Below are 21675 nucleotides of genomic sequence, written 5' to 3'. Positions count from 1 at the left end.
TGACCCCACGGCGTTGACTATCTAAACTGCGCACACACATAGCAATACGCCATAACCGAGAAGCCCATGGATCTACGTCAGCGCAACAACGTCAATGTGATGGGCACCGGCGCGTCGACTTTGGTGTTCTCCCATGGTTTTGGCTGCAACCAGGCCATGTGGAACTACCTGGCACCGCATTTCCTCGAGCGTTTTCGTGTGGTCCTGTACGACCTCGTCGGTGCAGGCCTGTCGGACCTGAGCGCGTACGACAAAGACAAATACAGCACGCTGGACGGCTATGCCCGGGACCTCAATCAGATCATCGACGCCCATGCCGCAGGCCCGGTGATTCTGGTGGGTCACTCGGTCAGCGCGATGATCGGCACCCTCGCCGACCGCCAGGCACCGGGACGGATCGCCGCTCACGTGATGATCGGCCCGTCGCCGCGCTATATCGATGAAGACGGCTATATCGGCGGTTTCAAGCGTAGCGATATCGAAGACCTGCTCGACACCCTCGACAGCAACTACCTCGGCTGGTCCAGCGCCATGGCCCCGGTGATCATGGGCGCGCCTGATCAGCCCGCGCTGGGCGAAGAGCTGACCAAGAGTTTCTGCCGCACCGAGCCGGATATCGCCAAGCAATTCGCACGGGTGACGTTCATGTCGGACAACCGTCAGGATGTGATCGACCTGGCCACCCCGGTGCTGATCCTGCAATCGACCGACGACCTGATCGCACCGGTGGCTGTCGGCGAATACCTGCACAGCGTGTTGCCCAACAGCACCTATCACCTGGTGGATAACGTCGGCCATTGCCCGCACATGAGCGCGCCCCAGGCTTGCGCGGTGGCCATTGACAGCTTCCTTGCGCCGTGGGCAACTGCACGTGCCAGCTGATCTATTCGATAGCGCCGCTTGCGCACTGGCCGTCACCTCGGAAGATGGCACCCTGGTGCAAACCAACGCACGCTTCAGCGAATGGCTGGGGTTCAGTGCCGCCGAGCTGTGCGGCAAGCGCTTCCAGGACCTGCTGACCATGGGCGGCCGGATTTTCCACCAGACCCACCTGGCGCCCATGTTGCACATGCATGGCAGCATCACCGAAGTGAAGCTGGACATGCTGCACCGTGACGGCCACAAGATCACCGTGCTGCTCAACGGCAACAAGCGCGAGCAGGCCGACGCTACGATGTACGACCTGGCTCTGTTCGGCACCACCGACCGCGACAAGTACGAACGCGAGCTGCTCAACGCACGCAACCTGGCCGAAGCCCTGCTGCAGGAAAAAACCGCCACCGAACTGGCCTTGCAGCAAGCCCAGGCCGAACTGCGCGAGGCCTATGCCATCGCCCAGCGCCGCGCACTGTTCGCCGAGCAGATGGTGGCGATTGTCAGCCATGACCTGAAAAACCCGCTCACCGCCATCCGCATGGCCTCCGACTTTCTCAGCCGCAGCGAACGCACGGCCAAGGAGCGCCAGTTGCTGGGGCACATCGGCCAGTCGTCCGAACGCGCCCAACGCATGATCGCCGACCTGCTGGACTTCACCCAGGCCCGGGTCGGCCAGGGCATCTCCATCAAGGCCCTGCCGTTGGACTTGCATGGCGTGATTCATCGCACCGTGGACGAACTGCGCGTGGCGTTTCCCAAGGCGACGTTGGAACATCACGCAGAAGGCCATGGCGACGCCTGCCTGGACGCCGACCGCGTGCAGCAGATCATCGGCAACCTGGTGGCCAACAGCGTGGCCTATGGCGACCTGCAACGGCCGATCCGGATTACCTCACGCCTGGGCGTTGGCGGCTGCGAAGTAGCGGTACACAACCACGGCGCGGCCATTCCCGAAGCGTTGCTGGCCGGGCTGTTCGAGCCCATGACCCGAGGTACCGACCAGGGCAGTGATGTGCGCAGCGTGGGCCTGGGCCTGTATATCGTGCGCGAGTTGGCCAAGGTGCACGGCGGGGATGTGGCGGTGAGTTCCTGCGCCACCGGCGGCACCACCTTCACCGTGACGTTTCAGAACACGTAGGCGCTGCCTTGCATCACCGGCTCGACACTGCCGGTCAGCACCACACCGCCCTCACCCGCCCAGTGCACGGTCACGATGCCGCCGTCGCACTCCACCTGCACCGTGGCATCCAGGAACCCGCGCCGGATCCCATTGACCACCGCGCCGCAGCAGCACGAGCCGGAGCCCAGCGGCACGCCGCCGCCACGCTCCCAGATGCGCAGGCGGATACGGCCACGGTCCAGCACCTGCACGAAATGCACATTGGTCTTGTCCGGGAACAACCGATGTTTTTCCAGTGCAGGGCCCACGGCGGCGACCTCGATCGTGGTGAGGTCATCCACGAAAAACGTACAGTGCGGATTGCCCATGCTGCACGCGGCCGGTTCGCCCTCGATAGGCAGAACAAGCGTATCCATGGCCCCGGCCAGCGGCACTGCATGCCAGTCCAGCGACGGCTCGCCCATGTTCACCGAGACTTGCCGCCCGGGGGCACGTACGCAGGTCAGCAGGCCCCGGTCGGTACGCAACAGCACCGAATCCGTAGCGGCCTCATGCATCAAGCGATCAGCCACGCCACGGGTCGCGCTGCCGCAGGTGGCCAGCGGCGTACCGTTGGGGTTCCAGAACTTGATGCGCGCGGCGGCATCATCGCAGTCGAGTACCACGGCAAGCTGGTTGAAACCGATACCGGTGTGACGGTCGCCCAGGCGGCGGGCGATCTGCGCGGTGATGGGGTCGTGCAAGCCACGGCGGTCGATGATGATGAAGTCATCGCCATGGGCGTGCATTTTCACGAACGGCAAAAGCATCGGTTGTCCTGTGGTCGACCTGTGGGGGAACTGAAGGATACTCTGAACCGGCCCACTCTTATGAGACCCACCTATGCTAATTGTCTTCAGTGGCCTGCCCGGCACCGGCAAAACCACGATTGCCCGCGAACTCGCACGCCAGACCGCGGCGGTTTACCTGCGTATCGACTTGATTGAACAGGCTATACGCGAGGCCGGTGTGCTGGCAGGGGACGTGGGTGCCAGCGGTTATGGCGTGGCGAATGCACTGGCGCTGAGCAGTCTGCAACTGGGCCACACCGTGGTGGCGGACTGCGTAAATCCGGTCAGGGAAAGCCGGCAAGCGTGGAAGGCCGTCGCTGCAGCAGCAAAGGTGGCATTACTGAATGTTCGGGTGATCTGCTCAGACCAGCAGGAACATCAACGACGGGTGGAAACCCGCACGGGGGATATTCCCGGCCTGGTTCCGCCCTCCTGGGCGTCTGTGTTGGCGCATGAGTATGAGGTTTGGGATGAAGTGCCCTTGACGCTCGATACCGCCTGCATGACACCGGAGCAAGCCGTGACAACAACGATGGCGAACCTCACCTCTGTGGCGAGCGGGCTTGCCCCGCGTTGGGGCGCGAAGCGGCCCTGAAACCAGGCAATGCGTTCTGACAGGGGAAATGCAGGAGCTTACCGGGGCTGCTGCGCAGCCCAACGCGGGGCAAGCCCGCTCGCCACAACAAGCCCGCTCGCCACAACAGGCCTGCTCGCCACGAGGTTGAGCCGCCTACAACACGCTGCCCATCGCCTTCATCAACACCAGGTCCCGCCCATAGATATCCGGCGCGTATACCAACCCGCCCTCACGGTTGACCTCAACCGTCCAGTAACTCAACAACACCGGCACCGGCGTGGCCAGCCTGAATTCGTGGGTCACGCCGGTGGCCAGCAGTTCATCGGTGCGCGCGCGTTCGGCCGGGCTCACCAGCAGATCGCGCAGGAGCAGCGGTTGCTCGACCCGCACACACCCCGAACTGAACGCCCGTGGCCCTTTGGTGAACAGCGGCTGGCTCGGCGTGTCGTGCAGGTACACCGAGTACGGGTTGGGAAAGCGCATCACGATCTTGCCCAGCGGGTTGCGCGGGCCAGCTTCCTGGCGCAGCAGGATATTGCCCGGGCGCGCCCAGTCGATCTGTTCCGGCGCCAGCGGGTGGCCTTCGGCATCGAGCACTTGCAGGTTCTGTTGGCGCAGGTATTCAGGGTTGAGGCGGATGGCCGGGAGTTTGTCCTCGCGCATGATGGTGGGCGGGATGGTCCACGTGGGGTTGAGGGTCAGCCGGGTAATACGCGATTTGAGCAATGGCGTCTGGCGCTCGGCGCGGCCCACTTGCAGGCGGGTCTGCCACACCGGGATGCCGCTCTGGTACACGCTCAATTGCGCAGCCGCGACGTTGACCAGCACGCCCTCGGGCTCCAGGTCCTGGGCCAGCCAGCGGAAGCGTTCGAGGTTGATGCGCAGTTGCTCGCGACGGATCGCCGGGCTGATATTGAGCTCGGCCACCGTACCGGCGCCGATCACGCCGTCGGCCTGCAACGAATGACTCAGCTGGAAGGCCTTGACCGCCTTGACCAACTCGTCACCGTACTGCCTGCCACCGGGGGCCTTGGCCAGGTAACCTCCGCCGATCAGGCGCCGCGCCAGTTCCGGTACGCGCGGGTCGTCCATCCCGGGGCGCAACAGCGGGCCGTTGGCGACCGGGTCCCAATGCGGCAATGGCTGCTGGCGCACAGTGGCATAGGCATTGCGCAGGCTGCGGTAGAGGTCCGCGCTGGGGCGTGCCTGATCGAACGCCTGGGCCATGTCTTGCAGGCCGGTGGCGGCAAACGCCAGCACTTCAATATTGGGGTCGCGGGTCGACGGCTGGGAATGCCACAGCGGCTCGAAGCGCGATTGCTGCAGGCGCCCGTAGTGCAAATCCTGCAGGGCTTGCAGGTAGTGCTGGCTGCTGGCGATGTCGCTGCACAGCACGTTGGCCGTGGCATCTGGCGCAGGCAGGCTATAGTGGGTGGGGTCCAGGCCGTCATCGGCGAGCATCAGCAACTGAGATTGCAGGGCTTGCCGGCGCTCGTCGGCGGACCACAGTGGCCCATTACCCTGCTGCTGGTAGAACGCTTGCAGACGCAGTTGGGCAGCCGCGTCAATCTGCGGCACCAGGCCGGGGCAGACGCTCGGCAATTGCGCCAAGGCCTGCTGCACGGGTGCCAGGTCGACCGGTGCGGGCGTGGTCACCGGCAACGGCTCGACCGGCAGCGCATCGGCTGTCGCGACCAATGGTGCAACGAGCAGGCAAATGCTCAAGTAACATGCGTGTTTTTTGAACAATTGACCTGGCTCCAATCCACAGCGGGGGGATACTTTGTAGATGCTGACTTTCATGCGCCGCCTCGGCTTGATGACCGTGACGTTGGCCACGCTGAGCAATTTCGCGCTCGCCGCCAATCAGACCTCGCCTAACTTGTATAGCAGCCTGGCGCGCTCGGCTCCAGAACTCAATCCCACTGTACTCAAAAGCGCCCTGAACGCGGTGCAGTGCGCAGTCAATAACGGCGAAGAGCGCTCCGAACGCCTGGCGGTCATTGACTACTCCCAGCCTTCCACCGCCCGTCGGCTGTGGATCTTCGATTTGCGCAAGAAGACCCTGGTACTGCGCGACCTGGTGGCCCACGGCGCCAAGTCCGGGGAAAACTTCGCCACCCAGTTTTCCAACCTGGAAGGCAGCCACCAGTCCAGCCTGGGTCTGTTCCGCACCCAGGAAAGCTACCTGGGCACCCACGGTTACTCGTTGCGCATGGACGGCCTGGAGCCGGGTTTCAACGATCAGGCCCGCGACCGCGCCATTGTGATCCACGCCGCCGACTACGTAAGCCCCCTGTGGAGCAAGCGTGAAGGTCGTATCGGTCGCAGCCAGGGTTGCCCGGCCGTGCGCCCGCAGGTAGCCCGCCAGGTAGTGGACAAGCTCAAGGATGGGCAGTTCATGTTTTCGTGGTACCCCGACCAGCGTTGGTTGAAGTCTTCGACCTACCTCAATTGCAAACCCCAACAGGTGGCGAGTAGTCGTACAATCCGTGGCGGATAGCCTGTCCCCATAGATAAGAGAGCGCCGCATGCTTCTACATAAGTCCACCTGGATCGAGATCGGGCAGTTTCTGGAACGCAGCCGCACGGTGGTGATTCCCATCGGCTCCAACGAGCAGCACGGCCCCACCGGCCTGCTCGGCACCGACTGGATGTGCCCGGAAATCATCGCCCATGAGGCGCAAAAGAGCGCCGACATCCTGGTCGGCCCGACCTTCAATATCGGCATGGCCCAGCATCACCTGGGGTTTCCCGGCACCATTTCCCTGCGCCCGTCCACCTTTATCGCCGCGATTGGCGACTGGGTGCGTTCGCTGGCCGGGCATGGTTTCGAGAAGATTCTGTTTCTGAACGGCCATGGCGGCAATATCGCCACGATTGAAGCGGCGTTTTCCGAGCTGTACGCCGAAGCAAGCTTCGCCCGCCGCCCCGCCGGGTTTGCGTTGAAGCTGGTGAACTGGTGGGACCTGGAAGGCGTGACCGACCTGGCCCAGCGCCAGTTCCCGGTGGGCCATGGCAGCCATGCCACGCCGTCGGAGATTGCGGTGACCCAATGGGCCTACCCGGACGCGATCAAGACCGCCGACTACTCGCCGCAAATCGCCAACACCGGGCCGATCCGCGAAGCCCTGGACTTCCGCGCGCGCTTCCCGGATGGGCGCATGGGCTCGGACCCGGCGCTGGCGACGGTGGAAAAAGGTGGGGAATTGGTGGCGCTGGCCGCGCAGGGGTTGGTCAAGACAGTGAACAGCTTCAGCAACGAAGCCAAACCTTAAGCCCTACGCAAATCCAATTGTGGGAGGGGGCTTGCCCCCGATAGCAGTATGGCAGTCACAGATGTATTGACTGATCCACCGCTATCGGGGGCAAGCCCCCTCCCACATGTGGTTTTATGTATGGCCTGGGATTACTGGCAGTCCTTTGCCGCCAGCTCAAGCCGCGACGGCGTGATCGTCGACGCCAGCGGCTTGCGCTCATACAGGAACACCTTGCCGCCCTCCTGGGACTTGTAGGCTTCCAGCACATCATCGGCGGCAATCTTGCTGGTCAGCACCACTTTGGCGTGACGCGAGTTCTGGGTGACGGTCGAAGTGATCCCGTGCTTTTCCAGCTTGGGCAGCACGCACTGCACATAGGCTTGCGGGCTCTTGCCGGTTTGCAGGGTCAGGCTCGGGGCGTTGGGGGCGGTTACACAACCAGCCAACAACAGGGAAGCAATGGCCAAGGCCGGGGCGAAAAAAGCGCGCATGAAAAATTCCTGACTATAAAAATAAAGGTTCACATCAACCGGCACGGACCAACGCTTTGAGCGACGCATCGAACTGCTTCAAGGCATCGAGTTGCACATCACGCTGCTGCTCGATCTGCGCGGCAATCTCCGGCGCGGCCTTGTCATGTACCCACACCGATGGCACCTGCTTGTGCACCGAGCCTTCGGCCTTGGCGATGTACTGCAGGTTCGCGTCGTAGAACCGCGCGATAAAACGCGCCTCCACCACATCGTTACGCTGGGTCAGCAGTTGGTTATGGGTATCGAGCATCACCACCACATCGGGGTGCGCCTGCACCAGGGCGTCCAGGTTGTCGTAGACCGTTACCGACAAAAAGGTGCCTTGCAGCGAGCTCATCAACCAATCGATGGCCAGTTCCGGGTCGGAACTGTTGACGAACGCCTGGCGGATACGTCCGTCGAGGGCATCCTTGGCGCCATTCAAGGCCATATCGTGGTAGCGTTCGAGGTAGCTGAGGTTGTCGCGGGTGTTGTCGCTCAACAACACACCCACTGACTGCGCGTGCTGCAGGGAGTCTACGCTACCGATGATAGGTAGCAAATGGCTGGTATGCAGATCATCGGCGATTGCCGCGTTGTTGATGACCACCGTGCCAAGCATCAGAGCCATCAAAGCCACCTGAATAAACGTCCTCATCGCGCATTTCCTTGAACAGCGTCTCGATGGGGCGATTTTCCGCTTTTCCTGCAAAAACAGAACTTGCGATGCTTGATGGTGACTATTATCTGAACCGATAGTGCTGACATAAAACCTATAAGGACAACGCCATGAAGCCCTACCAGAAAACCTTCGACCGCATCCGCGAAGCCGTACTACCGGAGTTCCGCGAACGGGTCGCCGATTACCTGGTCGACTATGAACACGTGCTGCAGGACGAGGCGGCGGACGCGGATCGGATCAGCGCCAGTGCCCAGCAACTGCGCGGCTACCTGCGCGGCCTGAACACCACGCGGGTACTGGGCATGGCCGACTGGGAGGAGCTGGACCGTCGTGTGAAAGAGGATTGGCTACGGGTGGTCGAAGCCGAATAACGCGCGAGGCGTATCGATCAGCAAGGCCTGCGCGACCGGTGTCGACCAGCCCAGGGCTTGGCGTTGCTCGATCACCGTGGGGTAGTCGACTGACGTTTCATGCTGGGTGTGCGGCCAGTCACTGCCCCACACCAAGCGGTGCAGACCGAAACTCTGCTGCAGCAACGGCATGGCCTGGCGGGCGAACTCAAGGTTCTGCGCCGGGCTGCCGCCCAGGCGATAGATCCCCGAGACTTTCAACCACAACTGGCCGCTGAGGCCCAAGTCCAGCAACTCGGCAAAATCGCGCTGGGCGACGCCGAGTCGTGCATCCGGCCGGCCAAAATGGTCGACCACCAGCTTGATCCCGAACGGCAGCAACTGGCGCACCAATTGCGGCAGGTCGGCCACCTCGCGGTGCAATTCCACATGCCAGCCCAGGGCGACAAGGTGCTCGAAAAAAACCTTCCAGCCGGGCTCGGCAAAGTCTGGCAGCGCCCGGCCCACCAGGTTCAAGCGCACGCCAACCACGCCTGCGCGGGCCATCGCCTGTAAAGCGTCGTGCGGGATATCCCGCTCCAGCACCACCACGCCGCGCAACTGATCCGGGGCTTGCTGCAAAGCGGCCAACAGATAGCCGTTGTCGGTGCCCAGGAAACTGGGCTGTACCAGCACACCGTGGCTCAGGCCATTGGCGTGCAAGTGGCCGAGGTAGTCCGCCAGCGTGGCGTCGTAGCCTGGGGTGTAGCGACGCTCACCGGCCAGGGTCAGCGCCTGGCTGAATACATGGGCGTGGGCGTCGATGCCGGTGATGGAACGGTTATCAAGCATGGGGTCGTCTTTCAAAAGTAAAAAGGATCAGGCCTGGGCGCGCTGGCCGGTCACGACGCTCTCGGCGGGTGCCGCTTCCAGCACACGGCCACGGGTTTCCGGCAGGCACAGCGCGGCGATCACCGCGACGCCGTAGGCGATCCCGGCATCGATGCCGATGGCCGAGCCGAGGGACATCGAGTCGCTCATATGCCCCACCAGGAAGGGAAACACCGCCGACAGCACGCGCCCGAAGTTGTAGCAAAAGCCCACGCCGGCGCCGCGCACATCCGCCGGGTACAACTCGTTGAACAACGCCCCCAGGCTGGCCGGGATACCGGCGGCGAAAAAGCCCAGCGGGAAGCCAAGGAACAGCATCTGCGTATTGCTCAGCGGCAGGAACACATAGGCCTGCACGGTGATCACGCAGCACAGCGCAAACAGCACGATGTTCTTGCGGCGACCAATGCGGTCGATCAGCCAACCACTGGCGATGCAGCCACACCAGAAGGCAAAGATGATCACCGCCAGGTAGCCGCCCGAGTTGAGTACCGACAGGTTGCGCTCGGTCTTGAGAAAGGTCGGCAGCCAGGTCATCACCGCATGGTAACCACCGTGGGCACCCAGGCCCAGCAGGCCGCCGAACAGCGTGACGCGGATCAGCTCAGGGCGAAAGATGCCCGCCAGCGACTTGAAGAAACTCTGGGGAATCGCCTGTTCCTTTCGCAGGCGCTGAAAGCTGTCGGGTTCTTCAACGTTACGCCGCACCCAGATAATCAGGAACGACGGCAGCAGGCCCACCACGAACATCACCCGCCAGGCCATGTCCTGGGGCACAAACGAATAGATCAGCGCAAACACCCCGACCGCCACGCCCCAGCCCACGGCCCAGGCGCTCTGCACGGTGCCCATCACCTTGCCGCGATATTTCGGGTTGATGGTCTCGGCCATCAACACCGCGCCCGCCGCCCATTCACCGCCGATGCCGAAGCCTTGCAGCGCCTTGACGATCAGCAGTTGGTGGAAGCCGGTAACGAACGCCGACAAAAACGTGAAGAACGAGAACCACAGGATCATCCACTGCAACGTGCGCACCCGACCGTATCGGTCGGACAAGGTACCGCCGACCCAACCGCCGATGGCCGAGGTCACGAGCGTGACGCCGCTGATCAGCCCCGCATCGCCCTTGCTCAAGGTGAAGGCCGCGATGAGTGCCGGGATCGCCAGGCCGAACATCTGCACTTCCAATGCATCCAGGGACCAGCCGCCGAAGCAGGCCCAGAACGTTTTGCGCTCCCGAGGAGTGACTTGGCGATACCAACTGAACATGATTTTTATCCTTATAGGTCAAACGCGAGGCAGCCGGGCGCGAACCGCGCCACAGCCGGGCCAGTGTTGGGCAAACAGTTAACGGTGCGGATGTGCGGTCAGCGAATGTCCACGCGGTAGCGGAAGTGTTCGGCATGCCCACGGGAGCGTCGCCACTCCAGGGGCTGGCCGGCGTAGTCGCGGGCCAGGCGCTCGATCACCACCACCGGGCTGTTGACCGGTACTTGCAGCAAGCGCGCGTACACCGCGTTGACCGATTCGGCCGTGAGGGTTTCCTCGGCCGAGGCCACCACCTGCCCGCAGACACTCTCATACACCGGATACAGCAACGGGCCTTGCACGGCCAGGTCGATGTCGAGCAGCGCCTGGAAGCGTGCGCGCGGCAGCCAGATTTCTTCGGCGAGCAGCGGCTGCACGTCAAACAGACGGGTCCGGACGATGCGGATCACTTGGGCTTCGGAGGCCAGGCCCAGCGCCTCGCTGACCGCCGACGGCGCGGCCACGGACTCGACCGTGAGGATGCGGCTTTGCGGCACCTGACGCTCGCCCGACGGGCCTTGAAAACGGAAGAAGCGAAACAGCGACGACTGGAATTGCGGGCGGCGCACAAAGGTGCCACGGCCCTGCTGACGCTCCAGAATGCCCTCGCTGACCAGTGCATCCACGGCCTTGCGCACGGTACCGGTCGACAGCGCGTACTCGGCGGACAACACCGCTTCGGTGGGAATCGCTTCGCCGGGGCGCCAGCGATTGTTGGCGATCTGCTCGATCAGCTGGTCGCGCAAGCGTTGGTAAAGCGGCAGGCGGGCATCACTGGACAGCGTATTCATGGGGTCACATTCACTTTGTTATGTAGTCATATATATGAATATGACCAGAGTATTCTTCCGCCGGGTGATGCCTGTCAAGCGCCTCACCGCAGACGGAAGATGAATGGTGGTTACTGCGCCGGGCGTTGTTGCTGCACCCACGCCTGCACGGAGGGCCGCTGCCACTGACGTCGGGCGTATGCCACCAACTCGGCAGGCACGCTGTCACCGTTGAGGATCAGGCGATTGAGCATCACCGCCAGGTCCACATCAGCGATGCACCACTCACCGAACAAGTACGGCGGATTACCCGCCAACAGCGTCTGGGCCGCACTGATCAACTTCGTTGCCGCCGCTTGAGCCACAGGCGACAGTGCGGGCATCTTCTGCCCATAGAACACCACCATCGTCGAGCGCTCCTGACGGATCGGCAGCAAATCGCTGCGCAGCCATGCCTGGACCTGCCGCGCCCTCGCCCGCTGTTTTGGATCGGCCGGATACACCGGCACTTCAGGGTAGGCTTGCTCCAGGTACTCGGTGATCGCCGACGACTCCGACAAGGCAAAGTCGCCCTCCAGCAAGGTCGGTACGCGTTGGGTCAGGGACAGTTGGGCAAAGTCGGCCGCGTGCTGCTGCGCGGCATCCAGGTCCAGGGTAACCGTGTCGAAAGCCAGGCCTTTTTCGCGCAGGGTCACGAACACCGACATGGCGTAGGGGCTGGTGTACAGATGATCCACATACAGGCGCATAACGATTCTCCTTGGGGGGGAACACCACGCTACGAGATGCGCCACAAGAAAGACAATGCGCTGTTTTTATGGGGGCATTCCTGGGTGGAATACCGGGTTAACCGGCAAATCCGCCCTCGTCCAGAAAGGCACGTTCCTCATCCGTGGTCTCACGCGCCAACACCTCGTTTCGATGGGGAAAACGCCCGAATTGCTCGATGATGCGCGCGTGCTCCTTGGCCCAATGGTAGGTGTTGGCATCCAGTTGCCGGTTCAGGTCCAGGGAGCGCTGTTGATCGGCCGGGTCTTCCGAATGCTCGAACGGCAGGTAGCAGAACGCACGCAATGCCGGTTCGACCTGCCGGTCCAGCCCGGCGTCCACCATGCGCCGCGCATACAGCCGCGCCAACGGGTCGGTGGCGAACATATGGGCGGTGCCACGGTAGGCATTGCGCGGGTACTGGTCGAGCAGGATCAGCAACGCCAGGGCACCGTGCGCCGAGTCCAGCCAGCTTTCCAACTCACGCCGGGCGGCTTGCAGATGCGCGCTGTGGAAAGTGTCGCGGAAGCTGGCGTCGAAAGCAGCGTCCTTGGCAAACCAGCGCTTGGGGCCGGCGTGTTGCCAGAAGTCGATGACATCCTGCGGCGTCGTCATGGTGAGTACCTGGAAAAATGATTTAGCTGACGGTATCAGAATCCAATGTTATAGGATAACGCTCCCTTGCCACCTTGCCCTGTGATCACGCCCATGACCGACGCTGTTCCCCTGCGCCAACGCTTGCTTTCCATCGACGCCCTGCGCGGCCTGGTGATCCTGTTCATGCTCCTCGACCATGTGCGCGAAACCTTCCTGCTGCACCGCCAGGTCAGCGACCCGATGGCCATCGACAGCACCGAGCCCGCACTGTTTGCCAGCCGCACCCTCGCCCATCTGTGCGCGCCCGTGTTTGTGTTGCTCACCGGGCTGTCGGCCTGGCTCTACGGCCAGAAGTACCAGGGCCGTCGCGATGTGTCGGTGTTCCTGTTCAAGCGTGGGCTGTTCCTGGTGGTGCTGGAGTTCACCCTGGTCAACTTTGCCTGGACCTTCCAGTTGCCGCCCAGCGTGATCTACCTGCAGGTGATCTGGGCTATCGGCGTGAGCATGCTCGCCCTGGCGGCACTGGTGTGGTTGCCGCGCCCGCTGGTGGTCGTGTTGGCGCTGCTGATCATTGGCGGGCATAACCTGCTGGATGGGCTGCACTTCGAGGCCGGTTCGGCACTGCATATTCCGTGGACAATCCTGCATGAGCGCAGTTGGATCGAAGTGGGCGAGTCGCTGCGCCTGCGCGTCACTTATCCGGTGCTACCGTGGATCGGCGTGATCGCCCTGGGCTACAGCCTCGGCCCCTGGTTTGCCAAAGACATGCAGCCGGCGCAGCGCCAGCGTTATCTGTGGCTGGGCGGTGCAAGTGCATTGATAGGGTTCGTGGTAGTGCGAGCGGTCAATGGGTATGGCGAAAAACCATGGCAAGCCTATGACAACGGCGTGCAAACCCTGATGAGCTTTTTCAACATCACCAAGTACCCGCCTTCGCTGCTGTTTCTGGCGCTGACGCTGGGGATTGGGCTACTGCTGTTGCTGGCGTTCGAGAAGGCGGGAAGCAAGCGCTGGATCAGCATGCTCGCCACCTTCGGTGCAGCGCCTATGTTCTTCTATCTGCTGCACCTGTACGTGCTGAAAATCCTCTACGTCACGTGTGTGGCACTGTTTGGCCTGAATCACGGCAACTACTTCGGCTTCGACGGCATGGGCGCCATTTGGCTGGTGGCGTTGCTGCTGCCGCTGGCGCTGTACGCGCCGGTACATTGGTTCGCCGGGCTCAAGGCCCGGCGCCGCGACCTGGTCTGGCTCAAGTACCTGTAGAAACTCGATCTATGCGTGAGTCGAGGTGACAAGATCCATTCATGTTGCGACCAGATGCGCATAAAACGCGTGAAACATGAAATACGCACACACCGCCAGTGCCAGCCCCATGCACCGGTTGAACACGGTGAACGCCGACGTCCCGTTGATCCGCCGCCCCAGCACCGCCCCCAGCAGCGCATAGACCCACGGCGCGCCGAACGCCCCGAAGGCCAGGACCGCCGAGACCACGGCAATGGACGCCCCGGTGATATGCGCCGCCGGCAGCATCACACTGGTGATCGGCAACACGGCCATGATGCCCTTGGGGTTGAGCAACTGGATCACCAGGCCATTCCAGAACGTAAGGGTTCTGACGGGTGCCGATGAGGCGCTTTCATCCACCACCGTGCGTGCGGTGAACACTTGATAGGCCAGGTACAGCGTGTACACACCGCCGACCAACGAGATATACGGCAACGCGGCCTGGGAGATGATCGCCTCGCCGGTGTAGCCGAACAGCACGAACAACACCAGCATCGCGCAGCCCACGCCAATGAAGAATCCAGTGGAGCGGCGGAACTGACCGGTGAGCCCGGCGTTGAGGCCCATGAAATTCACGGGACCGGGGCTGTACATGACGCTGAAGGCGTAGAGGAAGATGTCCATGGAAACCCTGCAGTAGAAGAAGTCGAGCGAGTCTACTGAGGAGGGTCGGGGCGTATCTTGTACGTTTGTGGTCGGCCCGTACCTATCCATTACCCACACTTGAATCACAAAAACACTCACATGAGCACGCTGAACTGCTGCCTGGCACGACCGATGGCGAACCCCTGCGTTTTATCGACTGGTGGCCAGGGGCTTGACGTGGTGAGCGGGCTTGCCCCTCACCACAGGTTGGTGCTTTCCTCAAACCGCTTACATCAACGGAATCGAATAACTCACGAACACCCGATTCTGATCCTGGTCCCGCGCCACGTCACTGCGCGACACACCGTTGCGCCAGCCGAACCCGACGTTCTTGAACGTGCCGCTCTGCACCACGTAATCCAGTGAGATATCGCGCTCCCACTCGCTGGCATCGTTGCCGCTGGCAGTGAGAATGTGCTCGCCCTTCAAGTACATCACCGACGCCTTCAGGCCCGGCACGCCAAGCGAGGCGAAGTCATAGGCGTATTGGGCAAAGGCCGTGCGTTCGCCGGCCTGGATGAAGGTCTGCACGGTACGGTCGGTGTAGAGGTACAGGCTGGAACCGCCCTCCCCTTTGTTGACCAGGCCGCCCTGGTTGAGTTGGGCGAAGTTGCTGTCATCCGAGACTTGCTGGTAACCGGCGGTAACCGCGTGCGGGCCCAGGGAGTAGATGAACGCTGCGCTCCAGGTGTTGTTGTCGATTTCACCCGTGCCATTTTTGGTATAGCCGCCGAGCTTGTAGCCTTCGGCACGGCCGGCGACGCTGCTGTTCTTGCCGTCGGAGCTGGTCTTGAAGTAGCGCAGGTCGGTTTTCAATGAGCCGTAGTCGCCCAGCGGCAATACATGGATCAAACCGGCGAAGTGCTGTTGGTAATAGTCTTCAAGGTTGGCGTAGTAGTACTGGACCAGCAGGTCCTTGGTCACCTGGTAATCGGCACCGGCGTAGTTGAATTTATTGCTTTCCTGGGTGCCACCGGCCGCCGCCAGGCCGCTGCGGTCGCTGGAACCACGACCGGTGGTGTGCTGCAGTTGGCCGCCGATCAGGGTCAGGTTGTCGATGTCCTTGCTGGTGATCTGCCCGCCTTCGAACGACTGCGGCAACAGGCGCCCGTCGTTGCTCACCAGGATCGGCAGGTTCGGGCGCAGGTAGCCGTAGCGCAGTTCGCTCTTGGCGAAACGCGCCTTGGCCGTCGCGCCGCCACGGGCCCAGGTGTCGGCGGCCTTGCCGTCGTCGGTGGGGATCATCGAACTGCCCACATGACGACCGGCGCCACTGTCGAGGGTGACGCCGAGCATGCCCACGGCATCCAGGCCGAAGCCGACAGTGCCGTCGGTAAAGCCCGACTGGTAGTTGAGGATAAATGCCTGGCCCCACTCTTCGGTCTTCGACGGTGCGGCGGCGCCGTCACGGTTGTCGTTGTTGAAGTAGAAGTTGCGCAGGCTCAAGTTGGCTTTGCTGTCACTCAGAAAATCAGCCGAGGCCAGGGGGCTCAGGGCAATGCCCAGGCCGCCGGTCAATACGCTTAACACATGCAAAGTGGCTTTCATCACAACCTCAGTCAATTAATCCATGGGCGTCATAGAACGGATACGGCCCCGGGTACTCCCCGAACACGCCGTTGTGGCTGATCAAACCCTGCTGCACCTCCCAGCGATGCAACAGATAGCCCGCCGGCTCCAGGTTGAAATGCGCGGGCGCCGCTTCTTGCAAATCCAGCACGATCTGGTGGGAGGTGCCGGGGCACACACAACTCAGGCTGCCACCGAAACGCCGCTGCATCGGCCGGTGCAGATGGCCGCACAGCAAGCGCTCCACTTGCGGATGGCGGGCAACGACTTGCTCCAGGGCGCTGGCATTGATGAAGGGTTCGCGGTCCATGTGGCCGATGCCACTGATGAACGGCGGGTGATGCAGGATCAGCAGCGTCGGTGCATCCGGGCGCAACGCCAGTTGCTCGTCCAGCCAGTGCAATTGGCTATCGAGCAACTGGCCGCCGTGGCCGCCAGGAATGGTCGAGTCGAGGCCGATCAGACGCAGCGGATGATCGTCGACCACCCAGTCCAGCGGGCCCTCGGCAGACAATGGTAAATACGCGTGATCACGGAACGCCTCCAGCAACGGCCCACGGCTGTCGTGATTGCCCGGCACCAGGTAGCACGGCATGTGCAGGCGCGCGAGTTCGGGGTGCAGCACGGCGTATTCATCGGCGCGGCCGAAGTCCACCAGGTCACCGCTGATGACCACAATGTCGGGCCGTGGGTGGCTGGCGTTCAAGTGGTCGACGGCGCGGCGCAGGGCGCCTAACGTATCGACAACCCCGTAAGTGAGACGCTGGCCGGCTTTAAGGTGCAGGTCGCTGATCTGCGCGACGAGAAACGGACGATTCACGATAGAGTCTCAAGCATTCAGGGTGAACAACATGTGCGGCGCGATCGCCAGGGCAATCGGTGCGCCGACGGCGTACAGCTGGTTGTCGCTGCTGTCGACCAGCAGCGGTTGCGGGCCGCCCACATCCACCAGCAGGCGGCTTTGCGCGCCTTGGAAGAACTGCGCCAGCAGGTGGCCGTGCAAGTGCCCTTCGCTCTCCATCACCCTCAGGTGTTCGGGGCGGCAATAGACGGTGCTGGGCAGGTTGACGTCATGCCACGGCAACTCGCCGCCACAGACTTTCAAACCATGGGCCGATGGCTCGAGCACGGCAAAGGCATTGAGGTTGCCGACAAAGCCCGCGACGAAGGCATTGGCCGGTTTCTGGTAGATATCGCGCGGACTGGCCAATTGCGCGACACGTCCGTGCTCCATCACCAGGATGCGGTCGCCCAGGGCCATGGCTTCGCCCTGGTCGTGGGTGACGAACACCGAGGTGATGCCCAGGCCGCGCAGCAACTCATTCAGCTCGCTGCGCAGGCGTTCGCGCAGTTGCGCATCCAGGGCGGCCAGCGGTTCGTCCAGCAGCAACACTTTCGGGCGCGGCGCCAACGCACGCGCCAAGGCCACGCGCTGGCGCTGGCCGCCGGAGAGCTCATGGATGCTGCGTTTGCCGTGGTGCTGCAAGCCCACCAGTTCCAGCAACTCGTTGCAGCGCTGGTTACGCTCCACCACCGACATACCGCGAATCTTCAAGCCATAAACGATGTTCCCGGCCACATCCAGGTTGGGAAACAGCGCGTAATTCTGGAACACCATGCCCACATCGCGGCGTTCGATGGGCAGGCGGGTCACGTCCTGGTCGCCGAACCACACCTGGCCCACATCCGGGCGTTCGAGGCCGGCGATCAGGCGCAAGGTGGTGGTCTTGCCACAGCCGGACGGGCCAAGAATGGCCAGGGTTTCGCCGCCTTCGACGGTCAGGTTCAAGTCATGCACGGCCACAGTGCCGTCGGCGAACGCCTTGCGACAGCCTTGCAGGCGGATAGTGATAGCGGTCATCGACGCTCTCCACGGGACAAACGGGCACTGATGGCCTGCAGCGCAATCAACAGCGGCACGATCATCAGCAAAAAGATAAGGGTGTAGGCGCTGGCGATTTCCAGGCGCGCCGAGGCGTAGCTGTCGGCCAGGCCCACGGGCAAGGTCTTGGTCATCGGCGTGTGGAGCATCCAGGTCAGGTTGAATTCACCCAGGGACAAGGTGACGACCATCAGTACACCGGCCAGGATCCCGGCCCGGCAGTTGGGCACCACCACGCTGAAGAAGCGCTTGATCGGACCGGCCCCCAGGCTGGCCGCCGCTTCCTCCAGCACCGGCAGTTGCTGGCGCTGCATCACCGCCATCACCGGGCGTACCAGGAACGGCAGGGTGAACAGCACATGGCCGACCAGGATGAACAGCCAACTGCTGCGAAAACTGCCGAATTGGCCGTAGGTCAACAGCAAGGCCAACGCACTGGCCAACCCCGGCATGGCCACCGGCAGCACCATCAATTCTTCAAACGCGCGGCTGAAGCGGTTGTTCATGCGCACCAAGGCGTAGGCCGCCGGCACGCCAATCACGCAGACGCACACCGCGCAGGCCAGCGCCAGTTGCAGCGACAACCACACGGTGGGCGAATATGCCTGCCACACCTGCACCAGCCAATCGAAGGCCAAGCCACTGGACAGACCGACGAAGAAATTGCGGGTCAGCCCGGCCAGCAGCGACATCAGCACCGGCACCAGCATGAAGGCGCACACCATCAGGGTGAACAGCAATTGCAACACAAACAGTGATGAGCGCTTCACAGCACAGTCCCCGAATTTTTCACCAACCGTCGCGTGAGCAGCAGCACGGCCCAGGTCACCGCGCCAAGCACCACCGACAGTGCGGCCGCCACGGCGAAGTTGGCGTAGTTGGTGAACACGTTGTAGATGGCCACCGGGGTGACGTTCAGACGCGTGCCCAAGGTAAAGGCGGTGCCGAAGGCGCCCATGGAGGTGGCGAAACAGATCGCCCCGCAGGAGGCCAGCGCCGGCGCCAGGCCTGGCACGATCACATCGCACACCACTCGCCAATGCCCGGCGCCCAGGGAATGGGCGGCTTCTTCCAGGCTGCGGTCGAGGCTCTCGCATGCCGCCATTACCGTGAGGATCACCCGTGGGATCGAGAAATACAGGTAGCCCACGAACAGCCCCGCCAGCGAGTAGGCGAAGATCCAGCGCTCACCGGCCAATTGCAGGCCCAGTGAGGCGAGCAGGCCTTGACGGCCAGCCAGCAGAATCACCAGGAAACCCACCACCACACCGGGAAACGCCAGGGGAAACGTGAGCAATGCCACCAGCGCCGAACGCCCGAAAAACTGCTGCCGGGCGAGGAACACCCCGCTGATGCCGCCGATCAGCAGCGCCACCAGTGTCACCGCCACCGCCAGCAGCAGGGTTTGCCCAAGGCTGCCCAGGTACTGCGCACTGCTGAGCACCTGCCAGTAGCCGCTGCCATGGCTGTCGCGGCTCTCGGCACCGAGCACCATCAGGTGCGCCAGCGGCAGCAGCCAGAACGCGAGCAGCACCGCAAAGGCCGGGGCCAGCGCCCAGGCTGCGTGTCTTGCCGATGCGGCCACTTACTTGACCTCGTTCAGGTAACGGGCGGCGAAGGCTTCCTGCACAGCGGCCATTTTCTCGTAGTCCACCACGCCGGCGCGGGCGTAGTCGCTGTCGGGCAGGAACTGTGCGGCCACCTCCGCCGGCATCTTCATCGGCCGTACCGGGCGCAGGTAGGCTTTGGCCCAGAGCGCCTGGCCTTCGTCCGACAGCACGAAGTCGAGGACCTTTTCTGCGTTGGCGCGGTGCGGCGCGTTGGCCACCAGGCTCATCACGTAGGGCACGCTGATGCTGCCTTCCTGGGGAATCACGAAGGCGACGTTGGCCTTGTCTTTGTAGCGCGCGCGGTAGGCGTTGAAGTCGTAGTCCACCAGGATCGGCAACTCGCCGGACAGCACCCGCGCATAGGCGGTCTGCTTGGGCACGATGGGCGCGTTTTTCGCCAGTTTCTGGAAGTAGTCGATGGCCGGCGCGAAGTTGTCCAGGTCGCCGCCCATGGCGCGGTTGATCGCCACCGCCGACACGTAGCCAACGAAGGCACTGGACGGGTCGAGGTAACCGACCATGCCTTTGTATTCAGGCTTGAGCAGGTCGGCCCAGCTTTGCGGCACCGGCAGACCACCGAGCGCATCGACGTTGACCATGATGCCCAAGGTGCCGGAGTGGATCGCGAACCAATGGCCGGCCGGGTCTTTCAGCCCGGCGGGAATCTGGTCCCAGGCCTTGGGTTTGTAGGTGCCGACCACCTCGGCCTTTTGCGCCTGCAGGCCGAAGGTCACGCCGTAGTAAACGACGTCGGCCACCGGTGCGGCTTTCTCTGCCACCAACTGCGCCAGGGATTGGCCGGAGTTCTTGTTGTCCAAGGGCACTTGCACGCCGGTGCTGGCGGCGATGGCCTTGAGCTGGGTGGCCCAGTCGGCCCAGTCCGGCGGGCAGTTGTAGCAGATCGCGGTTTCGGCGGCCTGGGCCAGGCTGGCCACACCGCACAGCAGCACGGCTGCCAGTGTTTTACGGAATGCGCGCATCAGGGGTTTCCTCGTGGGGTTGAGTGCTTTCGCCCGGCCGGATGTGGCAAGGCAGGCAATGGGACGTCGGGGCATGGCCGGCGATCTGCGCCAGCAGTTGGTCAATCACGGTGCTGGCCAGCAGCGCAATCGGCTGCACCACGCTGCACAGGGTCGGGTGCATCTGGGTGCCGAGGCTGATGCCATCGAAGCCCATCACCGAGAGTTGTTCGGGCACGTTCCAGGCGTTGCGGCGCAGTTCGGCGATCAGGCTGATGGCCAGGAAGTCGTTGGAACACAGCAGTGCGGTGGGTGCGCCTGGGCCTTGAAGAAAGGGTTCGATGGCGGCGAATTCGGCCTGGGTGTGGGCCGGCATTTCGATCACCGGGCGGGGTTCGAGGCCGTATTCGCGCATCGCATCGCAATAGCCGGCGTAGCGCAGGCGCGCACGGTCCGACTGCAACGCGGGGCCGGCGACCATACTGATGCGGCGGTGCCCCGCTTCGAGCAGGTAACGCGTGGCCAGCGCCATGCCGGCGCGGTTGTCCACCGATACGGCGCTGTAGTTGGGGTTGCTGGGTTGGTGGTAGGCCAGCACAAACGGGGTTTTCTCAGTATTCAGGCTGCTGAGCACCACGTTGCTTTCAGCATCGGTGACCGTCAGCACCAGGCCGTCCACGCGCTGGCGCAACAGCTCTTCCACCACAATGCTTTCGCGCTCGCTGCTGTAGTCGGTGGTCGCCAACAACAGGCTATAACCACGCAACCGTGCCGCGCGCTCCATGGCCTGGAACTGTTCGGCGAACACCGGGTTGAGCAGGTTGGGCACCACCACGCCGATCAACCGGGTGGTTTGCAGGCGCAATTGGCGGCCCAGCAGATTGGGCCGGAACCCCAACTCACGGGCGGCGGCGAACACCTGCTCACGGGTGGTCGGGCGCACCTGGTCGGGGGAGGCAAAAGTGCGGGCGGCGGTGGCGCGGGATACGCCGGCCAGCCGCGCGACGTCTTTCAGGTCAGTCATTGTCACTCGCTTGAGATCGATCTCATTGGCGAGGACAGTAGCGGCGGAATGTGGCAATTCGGCGGTAGGGTGATGACAGTTTGATGTCGGTGGACCCGATATACAGGGGCCAAACTGTGGGAGGGGGCTTGCCCCGATGGCAGTGGGTCAGTGCTGGATTGGGTGGCTGACACACT

24 protein-coding genes are annotated in these 21675 nt (G+C 63.0%); 7 read left to right on the top strand and 17 right to left on the bottom strand.

Features of this window, described 5'->3' with window-relative positions:
- The first annotated feature begins 66 nt into the window (after positions 1-66).
- Both BM017_RS14275 and BM017_RS14270 read left to right on the top strand, forming a co-directional pair.
- The gene (locus tag BM017_RS14275; protein WP_092245320.1) at positions 67-882 is read left to right on the top strand and encodes an alpha/beta fold hydrolase; all 816 of its coding nucleotides are present in this window, start codon (positions 67-69) and stop codon (positions 880-882) included.
- Positions 872-2014, top strand: a complete 1143-nt coding sequence (locus tag BM017_RS14270; protein WP_092245533.1) for a PAS domain-containing sensor histidine kinase — start codon at positions 872-874, stop codon at positions 2012-2014. Before BM017_RS14275 ends, BM017_RS14270 begins: the two co-directional genes overlap by 11 nt.
- Here the strand turns inward: BM017_RS14270 and dapF are convergent.
- Entirely contained in the window at positions 2002-2805 is an 804-nt protein-coding gene (gene dapF, locus BM017_RS14265; RefSeq protein ID WP_092245317.1) for a diaminopimelate epimerase, read from the bottom strand. The genes BM017_RS14270 and dapF overlap by 13 nt on opposite strands.
- A 73-nt stretch (positions 2806-2878) precedes the next feature.
- On the opposite strand from dapF, the gene BM017_RS14260 reads away from it, so the two are divergent.
- The gene (locus tag BM017_RS14260) at positions 2879-3421 is read left to right on the top strand and encodes a P-loop nucleotide/nucleoside kinase family protein (protein ID WP_092245314.1); all 543 of its coding nucleotides are present in this window, start codon (positions 2879-2881) and stop codon (positions 3419-3421) included.
- A gap of 135 nt (positions 3422-3556) precedes the next feature.
- On the opposite strand, the gene BM017_RS14255 is transcribed toward BM017_RS14260, so the two are convergent.
- Positions 3557-5152, bottom strand: coding sequence for a L,D-transpeptidase family protein (locus tag BM017_RS14255; protein WP_092245311.1), 1596 nt, complete (start codon positions 5150-5152; stop codon positions 3557-3559).
- 40 nt (positions 5153-5192) lie between these two features.
- On the opposite strand from BM017_RS14255, the gene BM017_RS14250 reads away from it, so the two are divergent.
- Positions 5193-5906: a murein L,D-transpeptidase catalytic domain family protein gene (locus tag BM017_RS14250; RefSeq protein WP_071491735.1), complete on the top strand. Its 714-nt coding sequence runs from the start codon at positions 5193-5195 to the stop codon at positions 5904-5906.
- Positions 5907-5934: 28 nt separating this feature from the next.
- Entirely contained in the window at positions 5935-6681 is a 747-nt protein-coding gene (locus tag BM017_RS14245; RefSeq protein ID WP_092245308.1) for a creatininase family protein, read from the top strand.
- A 131-nt stretch (positions 6682-6812) separates the two neighbouring features.
- On the opposite strand, the gene BM017_RS14240 is transcribed toward BM017_RS14245, so the two are convergent.
- Both BM017_RS14240 and BM017_RS14235 read right to left on the bottom strand, forming a co-directional pair.
- Positions 6813-7154 (bottom strand): hypothetical protein, encoded by a 342-nt coding sequence (locus tag BM017_RS14240; RefSeq protein WP_092245304.1) that lies wholly within the window; start codon positions 7152-7154, stop codon positions 6813-6815.
- A gap of 34 nt (positions 7155-7188) precedes the next feature.
- The gene (locus tag BM017_RS14235) at positions 7189-7833 is read right to left on the bottom strand and encodes an ATPase (RefSeq protein WP_092245301.1); all 645 of its coding nucleotides are present in this window, start codon (positions 7831-7833) and stop codon (positions 7189-7191) included.
- A gap of 131 nt (positions 7834-7964) precedes the next feature.
- Here BM017_RS14235 and BM017_RS14230 point away from each other — a divergent pair, with 131 nt between their 5' ends.
- Positions 7965-8228, top strand: coding sequence for a hypothetical protein (locus tag BM017_RS14230; protein ID WP_071491739.1), 264 nt, complete (start codon positions 7965-7967; stop codon positions 8226-8228).
- On the opposite strand, the gene BM017_RS14225 is transcribed toward BM017_RS14230, so the two are convergent.
- The 5 genes from BM017_RS14225 to BM017_RS14205 all read right to left on the bottom strand — a co-directional run bounded on the left by BM017_RS14225 (position 8205) and on the right by BM017_RS14205 (position 12538).
- On the bottom strand, positions 8205-9038 hold the full coding sequence (locus tag BM017_RS14225) for an amidohydrolase family protein (RefSeq protein ID WP_092245299.1): 834 nt from the start codon (positions 9036-9038) through the stop codon (positions 8205-8207). The genes BM017_RS14230 and BM017_RS14225 overlap by 24 nt on opposite strands.
- A gap of 27 nt (positions 9039-9065) precedes the next feature.
- Positions 9066-10346 carry an MFS transporter gene (locus BM017_RS14220; RefSeq protein ID WP_092245296.1) on the bottom strand — a complete coding sequence of 427 codons (1281 nt, stop codon included), beginning with the start codon at positions 10344-10346 and terminating at the stop codon, positions 9066-9068.
- Between the two features lie 98 nt (positions 10347-10444).
- Positions 10445-11176 (bottom strand): GntR family transcriptional regulator, encoded by a 732-nt coding sequence (locus BM017_RS14215; protein ID WP_092245293.1) that lies wholly within the window; start codon positions 11174-11176, stop codon positions 10445-10447.
- Positions 11177-11286: 110 nt separating this feature from the next.
- Positions 11287-11904 (bottom strand): glutathione transferase, encoded by a 618-nt coding sequence (gene yfcF, locus BM017_RS14210; RefSeq protein WP_092245290.1) that lies wholly within the window; start codon positions 11902-11904, stop codon positions 11287-11289.
- Positions 11905-12001: 97 nt separating this feature from the next.
- Positions 12002-12538: a DUF924 family protein gene (locus BM017_RS14205; protein ID WP_092245287.1), complete on the bottom strand. Its 537-nt coding sequence runs from the start codon at positions 12536-12538 to the stop codon at positions 12002-12004.
- Positions 12539-12631: 93 nt separating this feature from the next.
- Between BM017_RS14205 and BM017_RS14200 the strand changes: the two genes are divergently transcribed.
- Positions 12632-13786, top strand: coding sequence for an acetyltransferase domain-containing protein (locus tag BM017_RS14200; RefSeq protein ID WP_092245284.1), 1155 nt, complete (start codon positions 12632-12634; stop codon positions 13784-13786).
- A gap of 39 nt (positions 13787-13825) precedes the next feature.
- Here BM017_RS14200 and BM017_RS14195 read toward each other — a convergent pair whose 3' ends face one another.
- The 8 genes from BM017_RS14195 to BM017_RS14160 all read right to left on the bottom strand — a co-directional run bounded on the left by BM017_RS14195 (position 13826) and on the right by BM017_RS14160 (position 21499).
- Positions 13826-14434: a LysE family translocator gene (locus tag BM017_RS14195; protein WP_092245281.1), complete on the bottom strand. Its 609-nt coding sequence runs from the start codon at positions 14432-14434 to the stop codon at positions 13826-13828.
- Positions 14435-14683: 249 nt separating this feature from the next.
- A complete protein-coding gene (locus tag BM017_RS14190; RefSeq protein WP_092245278.1) occupies positions 14684-16003 on the bottom strand; it encodes an OprD family porin in 1320 nt (439 codons plus the stop codon).
- Between the two features lie 7 nt (positions 16004-16010).
- Positions 16011-16844 (bottom strand): phosphodiesterase, encoded by an 834-nt coding sequence (locus BM017_RS14185; RefSeq protein WP_092245275.1) that lies wholly within the window; start codon positions 16842-16844, stop codon positions 16011-16013.
- Positions 16845-16853: 9 nt separating this feature from the next.
- Positions 16854-17885, bottom strand: a complete 1032-nt coding sequence (locus BM017_RS14180; RefSeq protein ID WP_092245273.1) for an ABC transporter ATP-binding protein — start codon at positions 17883-17885, stop codon at positions 16854-16856.
- A complete protein-coding gene (locus BM017_RS14175; RefSeq protein WP_092245270.1) occupies positions 17882-18676 on the bottom strand; it encodes an ABC transporter permease in 795 nt (264 codons plus the stop codon). Before BM017_RS14175 ends, BM017_RS14180 begins: the two co-directional genes overlap by 4 nt.
- On the bottom strand, positions 18673-19491 hold the full coding sequence (locus BM017_RS14170) for an ABC transporter permease (RefSeq protein WP_092245266.1): 819 nt from the start codon (positions 19489-19491) through the stop codon (positions 18673-18675). The genes BM017_RS14175 and BM017_RS14170 overlap by 4 nt, the downstream gene beginning before the upstream one ends.
- Complete coding sequence (locus BM017_RS14165) at positions 19492-20496, bottom strand: ABC transporter substrate-binding protein (protein WP_071491753.1); 1005 nt, start codon at positions 20494-20496, stop codon at positions 19492-19494. It abuts the gene before it with no gap.
- Positions 20480-21499, bottom strand: coding sequence for a LacI family DNA-binding transcriptional regulator (locus tag BM017_RS14160; RefSeq protein ID WP_092245263.1), 1020 nt, complete (start codon positions 21497-21499; stop codon positions 20480-20482). The genes BM017_RS14165 and BM017_RS14160 overlap by 17 nt, the downstream gene beginning before the upstream one ends.
- Positions 21500-21675: the final 176 nt, after the last annotated feature.

The organism is Pseudomonas sp. NFPP04 (genome assembly GCF_900113815.1).
Taxonomy (GTDB): domain Bacteria; phylum Pseudomonadota; class Gammaproteobacteria; order Pseudomonadales; family Pseudomonadaceae; genus Aquipseudomonas; species Aquipseudomonas extremorientalis.
The sequence above is the reverse complement of the archived record's forward strand: the minus strand, read 5'-3'. Positions and strand labels throughout refer to the sequence as shown.